This is a genomic window from Heliophilum fasciatum (assembly GCF_004341395.1).
Lineage (GTDB): Bacteria > Bacillota > Desulfitobacteriia > Heliobacteriales > Heliobacteriaceae > Heliophilum > Heliophilum fasciatum.
Genome location: NZ_SLXT01000001.1, coordinates 99359 through 119085 on the forward strand (window position 1 = coordinate 99359; position 19727 = coordinate 119085).

Consider the following 19727-nt stretch of genomic DNA (forward strand, 5'->3'; position numbering starts at 1 on the left):
TTCCTCCAAACCTCTCTTAGTTGCCGCTGACGCGCGATTCGTCGTTTTTATTTGCTTCAAAGGCGGCCATAATGGCTTCCGTTCCGGTCAGCCCTTGCTGATGGGCACGGTCAATCGCTGCCATCATGCGCTTGTAGTCTTTGGGGATGACGCGGACAAACTTCGGCAGGTATGCTTCCCAGTTATCCAGCACGTCTTGAGCATATTGGCTGCCGGTGTACTGGACGTGTTTTTCGATCATCGCCTTGACGTGGGCGATGTCTTTTTCATCTTGCAGCGTTTCTAACTGCACCATTTCCATATTGCAGCGGTTGGCAAAAGTACCGTTGCGGTCGAGTACATAGGCGATACCGCCGGACATACCGGCTGCAAAGTTACGGCCTGTGCTGCCAAGGACCACGACGCGGCCGCCAGTCATGTATTCACAGCCATGATCGCCCACACCTTCGACAACAGCGTTGACGCCGCTGTTGCGGACGCAGAAGCGCTCGCCGGCGACGCCGCGGATATAGGCTTCGCCGGAGGTGGCACCGTAGAAGGCCGTATTGCCGATAATGATGTTTTCTTCGGGAACAAAGGTCGCTTGGGCCGGCGGATAAACGACGAGTTTACCGCCCGACAAGCCCTTGCCCACATAGTCGTTGGCATCGCCTTCGAGGGTCAGCGAGATGCCGCGAGTAACAAAAGCGCCAAAGCTCTGACCGGCCGAACCGTTAAATTTGAACTGGATCGTGTCTTCTGGCAGTCCGGCAGCGCCGTATTGGCGGGTCACTTCCGAACTGATGATGGTACCGACAACGCGGTTGACGTTGCCGATGGCCACTTCGGCTTTGACCGGTGTACCGGACTCAATTGCCGGTTGGGCCAGCGGCAGCAAGGTCGTCATATCGAGGGATTTATCGAGGCCATGATCCTGCGCTTGTGTGCAGAAGCGGCCAATATTTTCAGGAACGTTGGGTTGATAGAGCAGTGCCGCCAGGTCGATGCCCTGGGTTTTCCAGTGCCGTGTGGCTTGATTCTGCTCGAGGATTTCGGTGTGGCCGATCATTTCGTTGATCGTCCGGAAGCCCAGTTCCGCCATCAGTTCGCGTACTTCTTGGGCGATCATCTTCATGAAATTGACGAGATGGTCGGGATCGCCTTTGAAGTTCTTGCGCAGTTCGGGGTTTTGGGTCGCTACGCCGACGGGACAGGTGTCGAGGTGGCAGACGCGCATCATGACGCAGCCCAGAACGACGAGCGGGGCTGTGCCAAAGGCAAATTCTTCGGCACCAAGCAGCGCAGCGATGACAACATCACGGCCGGTCATCAGCTTGCCGTCCGTTTCCACGACGATGCGGTCACGCAGGTTGTTGAGCACGAGGGTCTGATGGGTTTCGGCGAGGCCCAATTCCCAGGGCAGACCGGCGTGACGGATACTGGTGCGCGGCGATGCGCCGGTACCACCGTCATAACCGCTGATCAGCACCACATCGGCTTTACCCTTGGCTACACCGGCAGCGATGGTGCCGACACCAACTTCCGATACGAGCTTGACGTTGATCCGCGCCCGGGGATTGGCGTTTTTGAGATCATGGATCAGTTCGGCCAGGTCTTCAATGGAGTAAATGTCATGGTGCGGCGGCGGCGAGATCAGACCTACACCGGGTGTAGAGCCGCGCACTTCGGCGATCCAGGGATAGACTTTACCGCCCGGGAGTTGACCGCCTTCCCCGGGCTTGGCGCCTTGAGCCATTTTAATTTGAATTTCGTCAGCGTTGACGAGGTAGTTCGCTGTGACACCAAAGCGACCGGAAGCAACCTGTTTGATCGCACTGCGGCGCGAGTCGCCATTGGGCAGCGGAATGAAGCGCGCCGGATCTTCCCCACCTTCACCGGTGTTGCTTTTGCCACCGATACGATTCATGGCTATTGCCATCGTCTGATGGGCTTCCGGGGAAATGGAGCCAAAGCTCATGGCGCCGGTTTTGAAGCGACGGCAGATCGCTTCCACGGATTCCACTTCGTCGATCGGCACCGATTGACGATCCCGCTTGAAATCGAGCAAGCCGCGCAACGTCAAGGCGCGCTGGCTTTGATCGTTGATCATGGCGGTGTATTTTTGGAACAGGCCATACTGGTTGGTTCGGCAAGCTTGTTGCAGCGTTTGTACCGCTTCCGGGTTAAAGAGGTGTGCTTCCCCCTTATGACGCCACTGGAAGTCGGATCCGGAATCGAGGGTGATCTCCCGGCCTGGTTGTTGCGAGTAGGCGCGGTTGTGACGCAGTTCCACTTCGCAGGCAATGGCCGCCATATTGAGACCGCCCACACGGGACGGTGTCCAGGTAAAATGCTTGTCGATGACTTCTTGACTGATACCGACAGCTTCGAAGATCTGGGCACCGCGATAGCTTTGGATCGTGGAAATACCCATTTTGGACAGGATTTTGACAACGCCTTTGGTCGCCGCTTTGATGTAGTTGTACTCGGCTTTGGCTTGATCAACGCCGGTGAGCAGGCCGTTGCCCAAGCTTTCTTCGATCGTTTCAAAGACAAGGTAGGGGTTAATGGCGCTGGCGCCGTAGCCGATGAGCAGCGCAAAGTGATGAACTTCCCGAGGTTCACCGGTTTCCACAACGATGCTGGCACGGGTCCGTTTGCCTTCCCGCACGAGGTAGTGTTGCAGCGACGATACGGCCAAGAGTGCCGGGATCGGTGCATAGGCTTCGTTGATGCCGCGGTCGGACAGGATCAGGATGTTGGCGCCTTCATCGATGGCCTTACCGGCGGTGGCCGACAGGTTTTCGAGGACCTTTTCCATGCCTTGGCTGCCTTCGGCCACGTTGTAGATCATGGGCAGTTCGACGGGCCTAAAGCCTTCCCGTTGGATATGGCGAATTTTGGCCAGGTCTTTGTTGCTTAAAATCGGCGAAGGCAAGTGGAGTTGGCGGCAGCTTGCCGGTTCCGGCTGGATCAGGTTGCGCTCGGGGCCGATATGGGTACCGGTAGCGGTAACGATCTCTTCACGGATCGCATCGATGGGCGGGTTGGTCACCTGGGCAAAAAGCTGTTTGAAGTAGTTATAGAGAAGTTGCGGCTGCTCGGAAAGCACAGCCAGCGGCGCATCGTTGCCCATGGAGCCGAGCGGGTCAATGGCGCTTTTGGCCATGGGCAAAACAATTTTGTCAAGCTGTTCATAGGTGTAACCAAAGGCTTGCTGGCGCTGACGCAGCGTTTCCAGGTCGGCCGTAGCCACTTGTTCGGCATCCGGCAGATCGGTAATTGCCATCAAGTGCTCTTGGAGCCACGCCCGGTAGGGATGCTCGCTAATGATGCGCTGCTTCACTTCTTCGTCGTCGATGATCCGACCTTCTTCCGTATCAACGAGAAACATCTTGCCAGGATGAAGCCGTTCTTTACGGACGATGTTTTCGGCGGGGATATCCAGGACGCCCACTTCCGAAGCAAGAACGATCAAGTCATCTTTCGTGACATAATAGCGCGCCGGGCGCAGGCCGTTGCGGTCCAGCGTAGCGCCGATCACTTTCCCGTCGGTAAAGGCGATGGCAGCAGGGCCGTCCCAAGGCTCCATCATGCAGCTATGGTATTCATAGAATGCTTTTTTCTCATCGCTCATGCTTTCGTGATTCGCCCAGGGTTCGGGGATCATCATCATGGCCACATGGGGCAAGGAGCGGCCGGCCAGCATGAGGAATTCCATGGTATTGTCGAACATGGACGAGTCGCTGCCTTCGGCGTCGATGACGGGCATGACTTTCTTGATGTCATCGCCGAACGCTTCAGATGCGCACATGGCTTGACGGGCATGCATCCAGTTGATATTACCGCGCAGGGTGTTGATTTCACCGTTATGGATCAGGTAGCGATAGGGATGGGCCCGCTCCCAACTGGGGAAGGTGTTGGTGCTGAAACGGGAGTGGACGAGGGCCAGCGCCGTTTCCATGGACGGATCTTGCAGATCGACATAAAATTTATCCACTTGCTCGGGTGTGAGCATCCCTTTATAAACGATCGTCCGCGCAGAGAACGATGCGGGATAGAAAAACTCACCGCCAGGCATCTTATCCATACGAATTGCTTTTTCCGCACGTTTGCGGATCACATAAAGCTTCCGTTCAAAAGCTAGGTTATCAGTCAACGCTGTGTTCGGCGCGATGAAAACTTGGCGCACAAAGGGCTGCACCGATTTGGCTGTCTCACCGAGCGAACTGTTGTCGGTCGGTACGGTCCGCCAACCCAGTACGGTCTGGCCTTCTTCGGCAATGATCGCGTTCAGCTTCGCTTCGCAGGCTTGCCGCTGCTCCCCATCGGGCGATAAAAAAAGCATACCCACGCCATATTGGCCGGCTTCCGGCAGTTGAATATGATCGACAGCACAAGCTTTGGTTAAAAATGCATGGGGAATCTGCATCAGGATCCCCGCGCCGTCGCCACTGTTGGTTTCACTGCCTTGGCCGCCGCGATGATCAAGGTTGATCAGAACGCGGAGTGCTTGGTGAAGAATTTGATTTGATTTTTTGCCTTTGATATTGGCGACAAAGCCAATCCCACAGGCATCATGTTCAAATTGGGGATCGTATAGCCCCTGTTTCGGTGGCAATCCAATGTTTTTCATTCCTTACAACCTCTTTTTAATTTTTTAACCATCGAAATATGGCTTCATTTAAGATCTTCAGCATTATAGCACGTAAAACCACGATTTGTTCTTATAAATTACATTTTCCATTTAAGTTTATAGAGCATTGTATACAGAACACAAACTTCAGTATTTTTAATATAAGATCCATAATTTTATCTGAATATTATTTGTTTTAATGAAATAACTATAGATTCGTTGTCATTTTCTTCACGGTGGTGCAATAAGCTAAAAAGAAATCGTCAAAAAAGGAGCGGATGTTGTGCCGCAAATTCTTTCTGTCGGAACAGCCGTCCCCCCCTATTGTGTCGATCAGGCGATGGCCCGCCGCTTTGCCCACTCCCTCTTTGCATCATCCTTTGCCGACATTGGGCGGTTGCTCACCGTATTTGAGCACAGCCAGATCGAGGAACGATATTTTTGTGTTCCCACCGAATGGTTTGAAAAACCTCATGATGTAGTCGAAAAAAACCGCCTTTATGAAGAACATGCGGTTGCCTTAGCTGCCACAGCGATTGAAACGTGCTTGGCGCAAGCCGGTGTGGCTGTGCAGGACGTGGACACTCTGCTTTGTGTTTCTTCCACCGGAATTGCTACGCCGACGATTGATATTCACATTGCCAACAAGTTAGGGATGTCGCCTCATCTGCATCGCTTACCGCTTTGGGGGCTAGGCTGCGCCGGTGGTGTGGCCGGCATTGCCCGGGCGGCGGAGATGGCCCGGGCTTATCCGGGACGTTATGTGTTACTCGTTACGGTGGAACTCTGTGGGCTGACTTTTATCTGGGATGATCGCAGTAAAAGCAATCTTATCGCCACGTCGCTGTTCAGCGACGGTGCAGCAGCAGTGTTGATCGCCCACGAACCGATGCGCCGCCGTGGACACGGTCGTAGCTACGGCTCCGGTACGGAAGCGATACCGGGTCATTCCCGCAGCCGTTCACTGCGTGCGGGCCCGGAGATCATCGACTGTCAAAGTACGCGCTGGCCGGGAACGGGCGACGTCATGGGTTGGCAAGTGACGGAGCAAGGATTGAAGGTCGTCTTTTCCCGTCAGATTCCGCAAATTGTGCGCACTAAATGGGCGCCTGTCGTCAAGGCTTTTATTGCCGGTGAAGGGCTTGGGCCGGGCGATGTGCGCCGAGTGATCGCTCATCCCGGCGGTCTGCGCGTCATTGAAGCTTATGAAGCGGCCATGGGCTGGTCCGCTGAAGATACAGCGGCAAGCCGCGCTGTACTGCGTCATTATGGCAACATGTCTTCAGCAACGGTACTTTTTGTGTTAGCCAAAGCGCTGGCCGATCCGCCACCGCCAGGCAGCTATGGTTTGATGACGGCCTTGGGACCGGGTTTCTGCTCTGAGCTTGCATTACTTCGCTGGTAAGAGGTGTAGATGATCATGGGACTGGTCGCGGTGCTTTTACTTGTCATCGTTCAGCGTTTGTTCGAACTACAAATTGCCCAACGGCACCGCACTGCGTTGCTCGCCCGGGGAGCTTATGAAGTCGGTCAAGGGCACTATCCTTTTTTTGTGCTTTTGCACAGCTTATTCTTCGTCAGTTTAGTCGGGGAGGTCACCCTCTGGCACCGGACTTCGCCGGCATGGTGGCCTTTTGCGGCTGTCATGCTGGCGGTCGCCCAGGGGTTACGGCTTTGGTGCATACGCTCGCTCGGTGTGTTTTGGAATACACGGATTATTGTTTTACCGGGGGCAGCGTTAGTAAAAAAAGGTCCCTACCGGTATCTGCGTCATCCCAATTACCTGGTGGTGATCATCGAATTGTTGGTGCTGCCCCTGCTCTTTGGCGCCTATGGGACAAGCTTGGTGTTCAGTTTAGCGAATTTGGTGCTGTTGTTGTGGGTGCGGATTCCCATGGAAGAAGCGGCACTGGCATATAAAAAAACGGCGCAGTGAAATGTTTGGTTTCACTGCGCCGTTTTTCACTGGGGCCGTTTATTACTAGAACCTTTGTCCGCGAAGCCGTTTTTTCTATTCTAAAAAATGATTGAATCCTTTTGCCGGTAAATAATTCGGCGCCCCACCGTCAATATCCGGATGAACAGCGGTGATTCCGGCTTCCGGTTCGGTCAACTGACCAATGACCGTCACCGTTGTGCCGGTCTGGGCTTGAATGCTGGCCATCAAGCCCGGCACCGCCGCCGGTGAGGCCGTGAAGATCAACTCATAGTCTTCCCCACCGGTTAGCGCGAAGGGTAGCACCGATTCCCCCTTAGCCTGCGACCAGCGCTGGGCGGCGGGACTGATCGGCAGGGCCGTCAGATCGATCTGCGCCCCACAGCGGGATGCGCGGCAAAGATGATGGACTTCACTGCTGATCCCATCACTGACATCCATCATGGCTGTCACACCGCCATGGGCGGCAAGCAGCAGTGCTTCCGGCACACGCGGCGTAGGGTCAAAGTGCCGGGCCAAAAGAAACGATGCGTCGTCTCGAAAGAATACGCCTGAAGTTTCGGCAAGTTCCGGGAACTCATGGTGCGGGCGAAGCAGTTCCTGCAAACCGATGGCCGAATCGCCTACCGTGCCGGTCACTAAAATGAAGTCACCGGGACGACCGCCGCCACGGGTAATCGGCTCCCCTTTGGCCACGCCGATTAAGGTGATATTCAGGATCCACTTATCGGCGCAGATCGTATCACCACCGGAGAGGAGCACACCGTAATCAGCAGCGACGGCACCCATCCCGGCATAAAGTTCTTCCACTTCTTCCACGGCTGCATGGGGCGGCACACCGATCGATAAAAAAGCCCATCCGGGACGGCCACCCATCGCTGCGATATCACTGATATTGACGGCCAGCGCCTTGCGTCCCAATAGGTGAATGCGCTCCGGATGCCAGATAAAATGAACATCTTCCACGAGCATATCGGTAGTTACCAAGCAGCGCTTGCCTGCGGGAAAGTCAAGAACGGCAGCATCATCACCGATACCTAAGCGCAGGCCCCATAACGGCGACGAAGGAAACCACTGAAAAGCCCCATCATCGTGGGAATTCGCTTCGAGCGTTTCGCCTTGAATGGCCCCCTCGGTGCTCTCCCGGCCGCCTTTTTCCCATGCTTCTTGCAATCGGGCGATGAGACCGAATTCACCGACAGCGCTCAAGGGGGTACGGGTTACGCTGCCGTTGGTCTCTTCGGTTACTGCCAACGTTTCCTGGGATTCTTCTTGATACCGGTATGCTTCAAGTTGTTGCACCAGTGCCTGCGCGGCCGCTTCGGGATCACTAGCGGCCATGATCGCCGACACAACAGCAACACCGGCACTGCCGGCTTCAATCACGTCGGACACATTGCCTAGATGCAACCCACCGATGGCGACGACGGGCACCGATACAGCCTGGCAGATGGCCTTCAAGCCGGCAAGCCCCAACGCGGGTGCTTCTTCTTTTGTCGGTGTGGCAAAAACAGCGCTGGCACCGATGTAATCGGCACCGTCACGCTCAGCAATTTGCGCTTCTTCAACCGAGGAAGCTGAGATACCGATAAGTACATCATCACCAAGGATCGCCCGGGCATGCTTGATCGGCATGTCCTCTTGCCCGAGATGAATCGCCGGTGCCGCCACGGCCAGGGCCACATCGATGCGATCATTGACTACAAAAAGTGCACCATAACGCTCACATAGGTCTTTTAGTTGGCTTGCTTCGGCGATCATCTCCCGGGTAGGCAAGGTTTTTTCGCGATATTGGACAACTTTTACACCACCCCGTAACGCTTGCTCGACAATCATCGTAAGCGGCCGCCCCTGACAGAGCGCGCGATCCGTCACCAGATAGGTCCACGGAAGTCGCTGGGGCCAAAAAATTGGCTTTTTCACTGCAATGCTCCTTAATCCAGGTTCATTAATCCAAGTTCCTTAATCCAACCAAGTTCGCTAATCCAAGGTCATCATCAAGTTGGGGGAAAACGTTCTGGCCATAACGTTGGCTTAACCCGCTGCACTGATCTTGGCCAGTTCCGCTGCCCGTTGGCCGTCAAGTCGATAGATTGCATCGAAAAAAGCCGTTTTGAAGCTGAGCGGCCCTCGTGGACTTGTCCAACACTCATTGCCAAGCGCCAGCGGTACATGACCAGCCGCGATCTCACCAGCAGCACCGTAAAAGGCCACCGCCGCCGTTGCCGAGGTGAGACCGTCTTTTTCGACGGCACAGAATGACGCTACCACCGATGAGGCCATACAACCCGTCCCGGTTAGGCGGCTCATCCAGACATCGCCATTAGCAATCTCGAGCGTTTTTTCTCCATCCGATACGTAATCGATGACACCGGTAACGGCAGTAACAACACCAAATTGGCGTGCCAACGCTTTGGCTGCCGATACGCCGTCACCGCTGACGGCATCCACACCTTTGACGACAGATGCTTGTCCTGCTAACGCAGCAGCTTCAGCAGCATTGGCCCGGACGATAGTAACTTTCACTTCATTCAGAATGCGCAGTGCCGCTTCAGTACGCATCTGCGTCGCTCCGGCACCGACGGGATCAAGAATGACCGGGACGCCGGCAGCATTCGCGGCTTGACCGGCCATGATCATGGCATCAATCCAAGGCAAGGTAAGTGTGCCGATATTCAGCACAAGCGCACCGGCCATCCGGGCCATGGCGGCAACTTCTTCCGGTGCATGGGCCATCACGGGCGAAGCACCGGTAGCCAAGACCATGTTCGCACAGTCAGTCATGGTCACGAAGTTCGTCAGGTGGTGGATCAGCGGGCGCCGGGCACGAAGCTCGGGAAGTTTGGTTTGTAAGCATACCAGCGCTTGTTGGGGCATGGGGTCGCCTCCTTCATCAGATCAATCCCTCTTGAAGATCAATCTTTCTTGAAAATAAATCCCTCTTGAGAATAACATACCATTGTGACGTCCGGCAGTTGATTGTGCCCTTAGCCAAATAGCCCTTGGTCTCAGGTTGAGATCAAGGGCTATACGATAGTTTTATTATAGCCGGAATGGCGAATTTTGAAAGGGGGAAGCTGCTTCAACTTGTAGAGACAAAAAAGAGGCCGGACTGTTTTGCCGTCCGGCCCCTTGACTGCCAGGAAGCTCAGGCAGTTATGGCCATGGTCTTCCGTATCCGTTAATTATACGCAACCTTGTGCTTTCATCGCTTCGGCTACTTTCAAGAAACCGGCAATGTTGGCACCGGCCATGTAGTTGCCTTCCATACCGTATGCCTTGGCTGTTTCGTCGCAATTTTTGAAGATGTTGTGCATGATATTTTTCAACTTTTGGTCCACTTCTTCGAAGGTCCAGGAGAGGCGTGCCGAGTTTTGGCTCATTTCCAGACCGGAAGTGGCTACGCCGCCGGCATTGGCTGCTTTTGCCGGTCCGTAAAGCACACCGTTGGCGAGATATACTTCGATCGCTTCCGGTGTGGAAGGCATGTTGGCACCTTCCGACACGCAATAACAACCGTTTTTGACAAGGATTTCAGCGCTTGCTTTGTCAATTTCGTTTTGCGTTGCACAAGGAAGTGCGATATCGCAAGGAATGGTCCAGATACCGGTAGAGCCTTCTTTGTACGTTGCACCGGGATGGGTGTCCACATAGTCTTTGATCCGGCGGCGTTCTACTTCTTTCAGTTGTTTTACGCAAGCCAGGTCGATGCCGTTGGGATCATGGATGTAACCGTTGCTATCGGACATTGCTACAACTTTGGCGCCCATTTCAACGGCTTTTTCGACGGCATAGATCGAAACGTTACCGGAACCGGAAACAACGACCGTTTGGCCTTCGAAGCTCTTGCCGTTGGCTTTGAGCATCACATCGGTGAAGTAGCACAGGCCGTAGCCGGTCGCTTCGGTACGAACGAGCGAACCGCCGTAGGTCAGGCCTTTACCGGTCAAGATGCCGGTAAATTCGTTGGCAAGACGTTTGTATTGGCCATACATATAGCCCACTTCACGAGCACCGGTACCGATATCGCCGGCCGGCACGTCCGTGTCAGCACCGATGTGGCGATAGAGTTCGGTCATGAAGCTCTGGCAAAAACGCATGATTTCGCCATCGCTTTTGCCTTTGGGATCAAAGTCAGAACCGCCTTTGCCACCGCCCATGGGCAGGGTGGTCAAGCTATTTTTAAGCACTTGCTCAAAACCGAGGAATTTGATAATGCCCAGGTAAACGGAAGGATGGAGGCGAATGCCGCCTTTGTAAGGTCCAATGGCCGAACTGAACTGAACGCGGAAGCCACGGTTGACTTGAACTTTGCCTTGGTCATCAACCCAGGGCACACGGAACATGAGTTGCCGTTCCGGTTCAACCAAACGTTCAAATACACCGGCTTCTACCAAATCAGGGCGCTTTTCGACAACAGGTTCCAGGGACTCCAGCACTTCGGTGACTGCCTGAATAAATTCAGGTTCTGCTGCGTTTCTCTTTTTTACTGTTTCCAATAGATTGGACAAATACTCGTTTTTCAATGCCATTGTCAAAAACCTCCTGAATCACTTTCAATATTTGCTGAATATTGGCTTCGGTTACGGATATTTTTCTGTCCAGTAACCTTTTGCGGTCATATTATACTACGAAATCTTCGGTTGACTAGTGATTCCATTTAAAGAATACAGTATATATTACCGAATAACGATAAAAAATTCTGTATACCGTATTCAGGACGAAAACAATGAAAATTCAGAAAGCGATATTGAAAAAGCCACCCGTTGACCAATCACTCATTCCCCAACAATTCCTTGGCAGGATTAAATTTTTACGAATAAATCCGAATACTTTAACCGTTTTTTCAATGTACTCTTCACTTTGTTGCGATATCCTTCGTGTTCGAATGTGAAGTAGAGATAACCATTGCGATCGACCGTTGTCATCATATTCTCAGCCAGACAATGCTGTTCCAGTTGATACCACGTTTCCAAATGAGCCGAGCCGGCGGGAAAGCGATCCCACACCTGCAACTCATCACATAAGATGGCCAGATAGAGTAAGGGATCCGTATCTAATGCCAGCGGTTGCTCTTTGATCGTCATATTATGGTAGATCACAGCCCGGCAAGCAGGAATCACATCGTTGAGAAACACTTTTAATGGGTATTGGTAAATCTCATGGATTTCATGATTTGCATCGCGCTCTTTCGCCTTATTACTTAACCAATACCAAATGGATGTATACTGCAAAAGCATGAGACCGCCGGCAATGGCATGATCGACCATCCCCCCCGTACCCTGGCCATAGCCATGTTCGGCAATCTGATGAGCATAATCGGCTAAGTTTGGTGATATTGATTCGTTTTTCAGCAATTCAAAACCAGTTACATGGTCTAAGGAAATGATTTTATTGATAAAATCTTTTTTATCGATAGACAGATCATCTTCTTTTAGCTCGATCATCATCTCTTTGATCCACGCAACTTCATTAAGCCGGGACAAGATATCGGCCGGTGTTTTGGCGACACTGGTGGGCCGCGGTCCGTATTGCTCATGGAATCCTTTCCATACCTCTGCAATTTCGTTCCCGAATTTTTTATAGCCGCGCTCAAAGGCATTTTTAAATAAATTGTCATAATGAACGCCATTTTTCTCATATTTTTTGTCATAATAAAGGTAGCCGATATCATGCAACAACGAAGCGATGATCCAGCGGAACAGAAACATCTTTTCTTTTTTACTGCTTTCGATCGATCGATTGATCTTTTCTTTGATACCCGGTACATTATCATAGATAAATATGCCCAAAAGAAACAGATATAGTGTATGCGCCGTATGATCCGTTTGTTTGCTATACTCAATCTCTCTTTTGATCTCCAGGCTGGCTACCTCATGACGGAGACAAGCGATTTCTTGATAATCCATCGTATCAAGAATGTGTCGGGCCACTTTCTCTGCTTCGATAATTCGTTTAAAATCAGATCGGGCCTGAAAGAAATTCTTTAATTTATCACCAAGCTGCCAGACTCGATTGCGTAAATATTTTGCCGCTCCGTAACCGTTTTGAAAATGGTCTAATAATCGCTGATTGATATTCTCCATGCAAACCCTCCTCATGAAAGCAACGGTACTGATTATTGTGGTTCCCCAACAAGCGGCACTTTTTGTGTTCATTAATCTATGATGCCGTTGTCGGGTTGATACCGTGTACTTCATTTTTCTGGGTAGCAGTGCACAAAAGACAACGAAGATAAGGTGAAAAACAGATAATAACGAGGAGGGTACGAATGCGTATCAATCACAATATACCGGCAATGAATACCTATCTCTATCAGTCCAATAATACCGCCAAAGCGACCAAAGTCATGGAAAAACTGTCTTCCGGCATGCGCATCAACGGCGCGTCCGATGATGCCGCCGGTTTAGCTGTGTCGGAAAAAATGCGCTCGCAAATCCGCGGCTTACGCCAAGCGGATCGGAACGCCTTAGACGGGATTTCCATGATCCAAACGGCCGAAGGCGGCCTTGCTCAGATCCAAGCATCATTGCAACGAGTGCGTGAACTTTGCGTACAAGCGGCTAATGATACCTATAACCTGAGTGACCGGCAGGCTGTTCAAGAAGAAATCGATCAAATCATCAACGGGATTACTACGACCGTGAACACCACCGAATATAATAAGACCAAATTATTGCGCCCGCCGATCATCGAAGCCTCCACCGGCAACGGCAAAGCCGATATTGTCTTTGTCGTCGATAATACAGGCAGCATGGCCGGAACCCAGACCAATGTGGCCAACAACCTCGGTGCATTCATCAACAGTGTTACCGGCAAAGGTGTTACTGAACTGCGCATGGGCGTCCTGGAGTATACCGATTTTACGTATGACATCAAACAGTTTTCCAGCAGTCCCTGGACCGGCAACGCCACCGATATTCAAGATGCCTTACTTAAATTGGCTGCGACAAACTCGGGAGGCATTGAAAATGCCATGACCGCCCTGGAACTCGTCGCGAATCAATACAGCTTTCACGAAAATACCAACGGTGCCATTACGAAGCATGTTGTGCTGGTCACCAATGAGAATGCCGATGATGAAGGTAAATTATCGGGTACATTAGCGCTCTTGCAATCCAAAGGAATTCGCGTTCACGGAGTCTATGACAAAAATTTTTATGAAGGCACGGCCGACCTCGATACCCTCACCCAAGCTACCGGCGGAAAATCAGTCAATTTATCGAGCCCTTCCTGGGGGACGGAACTGATTGATGTGATCGGGGCATCGATCGGTTCCGACGCAACACCGATCGAATCTGATGAAATGCCCGTCATTACACTGCAAATCGGGGCGAATCAAGGACAGACCTTTACGCTTCCCTTATTCGATTCAAGACCGGAAAAGCTGGGCCTCACCGGCCTTTCCGTAGCTACTCACCAATCCTGTCAAGAGGCCCTCGTCAAAACCGATGAAGCATTAAAAACCATCGCCTATCGACGGGCGCTCTACGGTGCTTATCAAAACCGCTTGGAGTTTGCCGGCAACATCACCGGCAGTTATCAGATCAACATTACCTCGGCTGAATCACGGATCCGCGATACCGATATGGCCCTAGCCATGGCCGATTACACCCGGACGAATATCATCGATCAGGCGGCAACGGCCATGTTGTCCCAGGCCAATCAATTGCCCCAGGGGATTTTACAACTGTTAAAGGCGTAACCATAAAAAAATACCGCCAAAGGAAGTCACTCACTGCAACTTCCCGGCGGTTTTTTCTTTACCCATCAATACACGTCCTGCCGCACAAAATGCCAGAACGCCAGCGCCAACGCAACCGCGCCGCAGTTCAAAATCAATACCTTTGATAATCTCTTTGGTGCCAATAACCTTACGCAGACCTTGAACCGCCAGTGTGATATCACTCATGGAAAGCCTCCGATTCCAGAATCAAGGGAACAAGCCGATCGGCCATCCGTTGATAGCCGGCGGCATTGGGATGAAAGGCATCCAGCGACAAGAATTGATCGGCCTTGAGTTGAAACAAATCATAAATCGGCACAAATACGGTCTTGGGGAACTGCGCCGCCGTCTCCGCCGTCATGGCATTCCAATTCCGGACAACCGCTGAAGTGGCCATACCGTCCGCTTGCTGACTGTAAGGATTGTAAATGCCCAGCAAACAGATCGTCGCTTCGCTGTTAAGCTTACGCAGATCCGCTAAGATGCCCGTCAGGTTACCGGTATATTCCTTGGTGAGCGCTTGGATCATGGCCGGATTCATACTGGCCTGCGTCTGCCCACTGCGATTAAGATCATTGCCGCCGATGGTCATCAAGATCACCTGGGCACTTTTAATCTGCCGCTGCACTTCGCTTTGCTTAATCTGTGCCGCCAGTTGCTCCGATCGTTGTCCGCTGATGCTGAGATTGTAGGCCGTCACTTTTTGTTTTGTTTTTTCCTGAAGGCGTTCCACGGTGTAGCCCATATAGCCTTTACCGTTCGGATCACCAACGCCCCGGGTCAAGGAGTCGCCAAGGCCCAGCACGATAATGCCATCGTTAGTCACCGGCATGGCAGAACTCTCTCCTGTACCCAAGGTAGGCTTGTCCGCACCAACCCGTGATGAGCCCGTCGATGAATCACTGACTTGCGGCTGCGGTGAAAAAACATTGCGGTACAAGGTCATGCCCAGGCCGCTGATCCACAATAACCCGGCAATCGCTGAAAGAATCACAAAAATCGTTACCCCTTTGGATCGCATCCAAATTCCCTCCTTAAGAAAGTGATTCAATTGATGAGAAAGTGATCATCGATGCAAAGAGCCCCTGGACTCCGGTCAGAGTTCCAAGGGCCGCAACACATCTAGAATCTTGAATGCTACTATTCATACTCTCATGGTATCAACGGGGCTTCATCCTTGTCAATGTTCACGTTGATACCAACTGAACCATCGATGCCATTGGTACACTTGTACAATCGAAGTGTTCCGAGCCATCGGATCAAAAAAGCCCCGGCAATCATACCGAGGCTTCCATCGATCGCTATAAGCATCCTACCGGAAAAGCTGCTTGAACTCACCCTTGAAGATTTTGAAGTTGAGCACCATGTGGGCAATCACCGGTAATACGATGCCGAAGCCCAGCAAAATATGCAGTCCCTTGAGCAGCTTACCGGACATGCCTAAGAACGTCCACCCTTGTACTGCGGCCGGACCGTGGGGTGCCACTAGTAAACCTAATCCCGTTACCGTGACCACCATGCCGAAAAGAGCCAGCATCATGGAAATAATCGCTTTGGTTTTGCCATTGGATACCGCCTTAGCTTGTGTTGCCCGCTCGTTGAAACCTGCGGTCATTTGATTATTCATCGTACTCATCGTGATAGCCTCCCGAATCATTTTGATTTCTTTCGATGGCTTTACTTTACACCGGAAATCTGAAAATCCCCTGAAAGACTATGCATCTTTTGAATTTTTCTGCTTGCGTTGCATGATCGCTGGGTTAAAAGCTTTGCTATACTGAGAAGGTACAAACCACACAAAAGGGTGTGTTTTTTTGATTACCATTGAAGCCGTCACTTCCACATCACAACTGGAACAAATCGGGGAACTCTTTCGTGAATACCAAATTTCTCTGGGCATTGACTTATGCTTTCAGGATTTTGAGCGCGAATTGGCCAACCTTCCCGGCAAGTATGCACCGCCGCAAGGGCGGCTTTATCTGGCGTTGTGCGACGGAATGCCCGCCGGCTCGATCGCTTTACGTCCCCACCAAGATGATCAATGTGAGATGAAGCGCCTTTATGTGCGTCCGGCTTTTCGGGGCCGGCAGATCGCCCGGTTGCTGACCCGGCAAATCATTGCCGATGCTCAAGCGATCGGTTACCGGCAAATGGTTCTGGATACCTTGTCGACGATGACAGCAGCCTGTGCGCTTTATCAATCCTTAGGTTTTCAACCGATTCCACCGTACTGTTTTAATCCGCTCGCTCATGTTTGCTATCTGGGGCTAGACTTGACCCTGCAAGATAAGGAGTCTCGGCAATAAGGCCATACAAAAGCGAAAGCAAAAAAAAGAAACCGACCAGCGACCCTGCTGACCGGTTCCTCTTTTTTATTAATTACATACCGCTGTTTTTACTGCCAAACATGAACTGCCTGCACAACCGGCAGCACGCTCATCCCTTACCGAAAAAGCTGTTTACACTCACCCATGAACATTTTGAAGTTGAGCACCATGTGCGCCATCACCGGCAACACCATCCCAAAGCCGAGCCAGATGTGTAAGTCTTTCATCACTCGGCCACTCATCCCCAGGAAAGTCCAGCCCTGAGCTGCTGCCGGTCCGTGCGGGGCCGCCATCAAACCCAAACCGGTTACGGTGACGATGATACCAAAAAGAGCCAGCATCATCGAAATAATCGCTTTGGTTTTCCCGGTCGATCCAGCTTTTGCACTTGTCGCTTTGGCTGCGAGACCGTTTAATTCTACCGTTATTTGATTGTTCATCGTACTCATGTTAATAGCCTCCCAGATATTTTTTTGATTTCTCCCTGTGCTTTTACTATACAGTGAGAAACTGAAAATACTCTGAAAGGCTATCTTTTTTCGCTACATTATTGAATTTTGCTGGAGGTACTGCAAAAGTTCTTGCCCGTGCTGCTGTTCTTCCTTCTGAATATGGTTAAAAGCCTGCCGCACTTGGGGATTGTTGAATTGGAAAATCGCTGAGTCATAGGAAGAAGAAATATACTGTTCCGTCACCAGCATGTCCCTGCACAACTGCAGATCATCCTCGTTTGCCTGTGAAGATGAACCGGCTACGGACGATAGCAGACCCTGGGACGCCATATTTTGTTGCTGCATGTTTGGGGACTGCTGCATGCTTTGCTGTTGCTGACCTTGTTGCTGACCTAGCTGCTGACCCTGCTGCTGGTTCATCGCCGGTACTTGACCGCTCAAGATCTGATTGACCGTATTTAAGTGCTGCTGTTCGTGCTGGGCATGCTTTTGAAACATCTGCTTTAACACTGGGTCCTGCGCCTGTTGGGCATAACTCTTGTACTTATAAACACAAAGCTGTTCATGAGATTGCTGATCTTCCAGTAAGCCCCGCTCCCGTTGGGTAAGTTGCAGCATGAACCATACCTCCCAAAACGTTTTAAAGCTAGTTTGGGAACGGAGACGCTGCTTTATACCCCCCAGCGGAGCAGGAAGACAATCCATTGATTACGGGCAGACAAATGATCAACGTCGTACCTTGACCTACCTTCGATTCCACATGAATCGAACCGCCGAGCAGTTCCACTTCCCGCTGAACCGCTGACAAGCCCACCCCTCGTCCGGAAATGATGCTAATATTGTCTTTGGTAGAAAAGCGATCACGAAAGATCAGCGCAATCACTTCCTGATCGGATAAGCATGCTGCCTCTTTTTCGCTGATCACTCCCTTGTTCAGCGCTTTGGCGCGGATCAACGCCGGATCGATTCCGTGCCCGTCATCGTGAATCCGCATCGTCAAAAAGTTGTTCGGGGCCGAGCGGATCTCGATGGCCACCGTACCGCTTTCCGGCTTACCGGCAGCCAAACGCGTATGACTGTCTTCAATCCCATGATCGACAATGTTACGAAAAATATGGTTCAAGGATTTACAAAAATCTTTGTAAGCACCTTGCTCGATAAAAATATCATCACCGGTAATTACCAGTGGCTGCAAAATTTTATCAAGGCGTATGGCCAGATTCTGTACATATTCATCATAGGATGCGACAATTTGTTTTAAATTTTTGCAACGCAGCCGTTTGATCAATGGCAACAGTTGATCCTGTTGTTCCGCTGAAAAGGCTTCTTGTACACGTCGTTCAATGTCGAGAATCTGTTCCGCCGTCACACAAAAAGATTGGCTCTGCCAGAAGAAGTCTTCGCCAAGGATATCGGTAATCGTTTCCATATCACGGGCCAAAAAGGACTGATAATCAATGGTGCTGATCAAGTGTTCGATATCGCGCTGGGATATTTGATCAAATGATTCACACATGGCGGCCAGCCGGTCTTCCAGTTCATGAAGATGAAGAGCCGTATTCCGCAAGTACATCTGCGAGAAATCCCCTTTAAAAGTATGGACCGTACGAAAAATCACCGAAAGCTTCTCGGTCACCGGACAAGGGCTGGCCAGAATTTCATACACACTTCGGGTGAAAAACTCCCGCAGCCCTTCCATGCTGTTGATCATCTCGCTTTGGTTGGAAAGTGCCTTCAGCACCAACTGCAAGTTGTTTTTCTCGGCCTCCATCTTTTGTTCCAGCTCTTTTTTTTCCGTTACGTTGGTCATGATGGTCATGATCATCTTTTTTTCCGCTTGGGTAATCAGTTTGTACTCACAATGTAAAAATACATTTTTAATTTTGATTTCCTCAGGCAGTAAAGAGAGATAGACCTTCCTTTCCAGTTCCTTCTGGGTATTGAAAATACTTTGCAAAACCACCGCCAGGATTTGCTTTTGATCATTGGCGATATAATCGTTCAATACATCGACAAAATTCAGCCCGCCGATTTCTTGACCGAAAAGGCTGACACATTCCTTGCTGTACTCGGGGGAAATGATTAAGTCTTCCCCAAACAACAAAAAGCCTTGGCCGGCATTATCTAACAAGCTCTTGATCGTTTCTTTTTGTTTATGTAACAAGCGAAGTTGTTTTTCTCGCCGGCGGGCTAACTCCATGGTAAAGTTGCGGATGCTGATCACGCCCAGGTAGCGGGTTTGATCGTTGATGATGATAAAGTCGTATAAATTCTCCTGCGGGCGATTCATGGCCAAGGTACCCATATGGGTCAAATCCATAAAGTGCTGCAGAATCAGCGGCGTCTTCTCCATCATTAAGCTTACTGGACGATTCAGATATAGTTCCCGTCCAAAAGGGCGGCCAATCTTACGGTAAAAATAATTGCGCATGATTAAACCGACAGCACGATCATCATGCAAGACAACGATACCTTCCAGTGACTCCTGTGCTTCAAAGATCTGCTGCACCACCGAACCTTCAACGGTAACACTCACGGTGGGAACTTGTTGGATCAACTGATGAACGGTTACATCATACTGCTCATCATGAGACGAACGATCATGCTTGGCCAGCAAATTCAGATGTCGATAAGGATTGCTGAGGCTTTCTTCCCGTAATGCCATGGTCAT

Annotated in this window: 15 protein-coding genes; 4 read left to right on the plus strand and 11 right to left on the minus strand. The window is 51.2% G+C overall.

Going from position 1 to position 19727, the window contains the following annotated elements; translation table 11 throughout:
• Positions 1–16: 16 nt before the first annotated feature.
• On the minus strand, positions 17–4615 hold the full coding sequence (gltB, locus tag EDD73_RS00505) for a glutamate synthase large subunit (RefSeq protein ID WP_131917716.1): 4599 nt from the start codon (positions 4613–4615) through the stop codon (positions 17–19).
• A 283-nt stretch (positions 4616–4898) separates the two neighbouring features.
• Here gltB and EDD73_RS00510 point away from each other — a divergent pair, with 283 nt between their 5' ends.
• Together EDD73_RS00510 and EDD73_RS00515 are read left to right on the plus strand one after the other, a co-directional pair.
• Complete coding sequence (locus tag EDD73_RS00510) at positions 4899–6020, plus strand: type III polyketide synthase (RefSeq protein ID WP_131917718.1); 1122 nt, start codon at positions 4899–4901, stop codon at positions 6018–6020.
• Positions 6021–6035: 15 nt separating this feature from the next.
• Positions 6036–6551, plus strand: a complete 516-nt coding sequence (locus EDD73_RS00515) for an isoprenylcysteine carboxyl methyltransferase family protein (protein ID WP_207668762.1) — start codon at positions 6036–6038, stop codon at positions 6549–6551.
• 75 nt (positions 6552–6626) lie between these two features.
• Here the strand turns inward: EDD73_RS00515 and thiL are convergent, their stop codons facing one another.
• The 4 genes from thiL to EDD73_RS00535 all read right to left on the minus strand — a co-directional run bounded on the left by thiL (position 6627) and on the right by EDD73_RS00535 (position 12637).
• Positions 6627–8474, minus strand: a complete 1848-nt coding sequence (gene thiL / locus EDD73_RS00520; RefSeq protein ID WP_131917722.1) for a thiamine-phosphate kinase — start codon at positions 8472–8474, stop codon at positions 6627–6629.
• Between the two features lie 111 nt (positions 8475–8585).
• The gene (thiM, locus tag EDD73_RS00525; protein WP_131917724.1) at positions 8586–9428 is read right to left on the minus strand and encodes a hydroxyethylthiazole kinase; all 843 of its coding nucleotides are present in this window, start codon (positions 9426–9428) and stop codon (positions 8586–8588) included.
• Between the two features lie 308 nt (positions 9429–9736).
• On the minus strand, positions 9737–11083 hold the full coding sequence (gene gdhA, locus EDD73_RS00530; RefSeq protein ID WP_131917726.1) for an NADP-specific glutamate dehydrogenase: 1347 nt from the start codon (positions 11081–11083) through the stop codon (positions 9737–9739).
• A 273-nt stretch (positions 11084–11356) separates the two neighbouring features.
• Complete coding sequence (locus EDD73_RS00535) at positions 11357–12637, minus strand: hypothetical protein (RefSeq protein WP_131917728.1); 1281 nt, start codon at positions 12635–12637, stop codon at positions 11357–11359.
• Between the two features lie 185 nt (positions 12638–12822).
• On the opposite strand from EDD73_RS00535, the gene EDD73_RS00540 reads away from it, so the two are divergent.
• Positions 12823–14256: a flagellin N-terminal helical domain-containing protein gene (locus EDD73_RS00540; RefSeq protein ID WP_131917730.1), complete on the plus strand. Its 1434-nt coding sequence runs from the start codon at positions 12823–12825 to the stop codon at positions 14254–14256.
• A 30-nt stretch (positions 14257–14286) separates the two neighbouring features.
• Here the strand turns inward: EDD73_RS00540 and EDD73_RS15020 are convergent, their stop codons facing one another.
• From EDD73_RS15020 to EDD73_RS00555, 3 genes are all read right to left on the minus strand, one after another.
• Positions 14287–14463 (minus strand): hypothetical protein, encoded by a 177-nt coding sequence (locus EDD73_RS15020; RefSeq protein ID WP_207668763.1) that lies wholly within the window; start codon positions 14461–14463, stop codon positions 14287–14289.
• The gene (locus EDD73_RS00550) at positions 14456–15298 is read right to left on the minus strand and encodes an SGNH/GDSL hydrolase family protein (RefSeq protein WP_131917732.1); all 843 of its coding nucleotides are present in this window, start codon (positions 15296–15298) and stop codon (positions 14456–14458) included. The genes EDD73_RS15020 and EDD73_RS00550 overlap by 8 nt, the downstream gene beginning before the upstream one ends.
• Positions 15299–15589: 291 nt before the next feature.
• Positions 15590–15913 carry a DUF4405 domain-containing protein gene (locus tag EDD73_RS00555; RefSeq protein WP_165876225.1) on the minus strand — a complete coding sequence of 108 codons (324 nt, stop codon included), beginning with the start codon at positions 15911–15913 and terminating at the stop codon, positions 15590–15592.
• Between the two features lie 178 nt (positions 15914–16091).
• Between EDD73_RS00555 and EDD73_RS00560 the strand changes: the two genes are divergently transcribed.
• Entirely contained in the window at positions 16092–16583 is a 492-nt protein-coding gene (locus EDD73_RS00560; RefSeq protein WP_243116735.1) for a GNAT family N-acetyltransferase, read from the plus strand.
• A gap of 137 nt (positions 16584–16720) precedes the next feature.
• On the opposite strand, the gene EDD73_RS00565 is transcribed toward EDD73_RS00560, so the two are convergent.
• The 3 genes from EDD73_RS00565 to EDD73_RS00575 form a co-directional block, all read right to left on the minus strand.
• Positions 16721–17053 carry a DUF4405 domain-containing protein gene (locus tag EDD73_RS00565; RefSeq protein WP_131917736.1) on the minus strand — a complete coding sequence of 111 codons (333 nt, stop codon included), beginning with the start codon at positions 17051–17053 and terminating at the stop codon, positions 16721–16723.
• A gap of 93 nt (positions 17054–17146) precedes the next feature.
• Positions 17147–17674, minus strand: a complete 528-nt coding sequence (locus EDD73_RS00570) for a spore coat protein (RefSeq protein ID WP_131917738.1) — start codon at positions 17672–17674, stop codon at positions 17147–17149.
• Between the two features lie 28 nt (positions 17675–17702).
• Positions 17703–19721 carry an ATP-binding protein gene (locus tag EDD73_RS00575; protein WP_165876226.1) on the minus strand — a complete coding sequence of 673 codons (2019 nt, stop codon included), beginning with the start codon at positions 19719–19721 and terminating at the stop codon, positions 17703–17705.
• Positions 19722–19727: the final 6 nt, after the last annotated feature.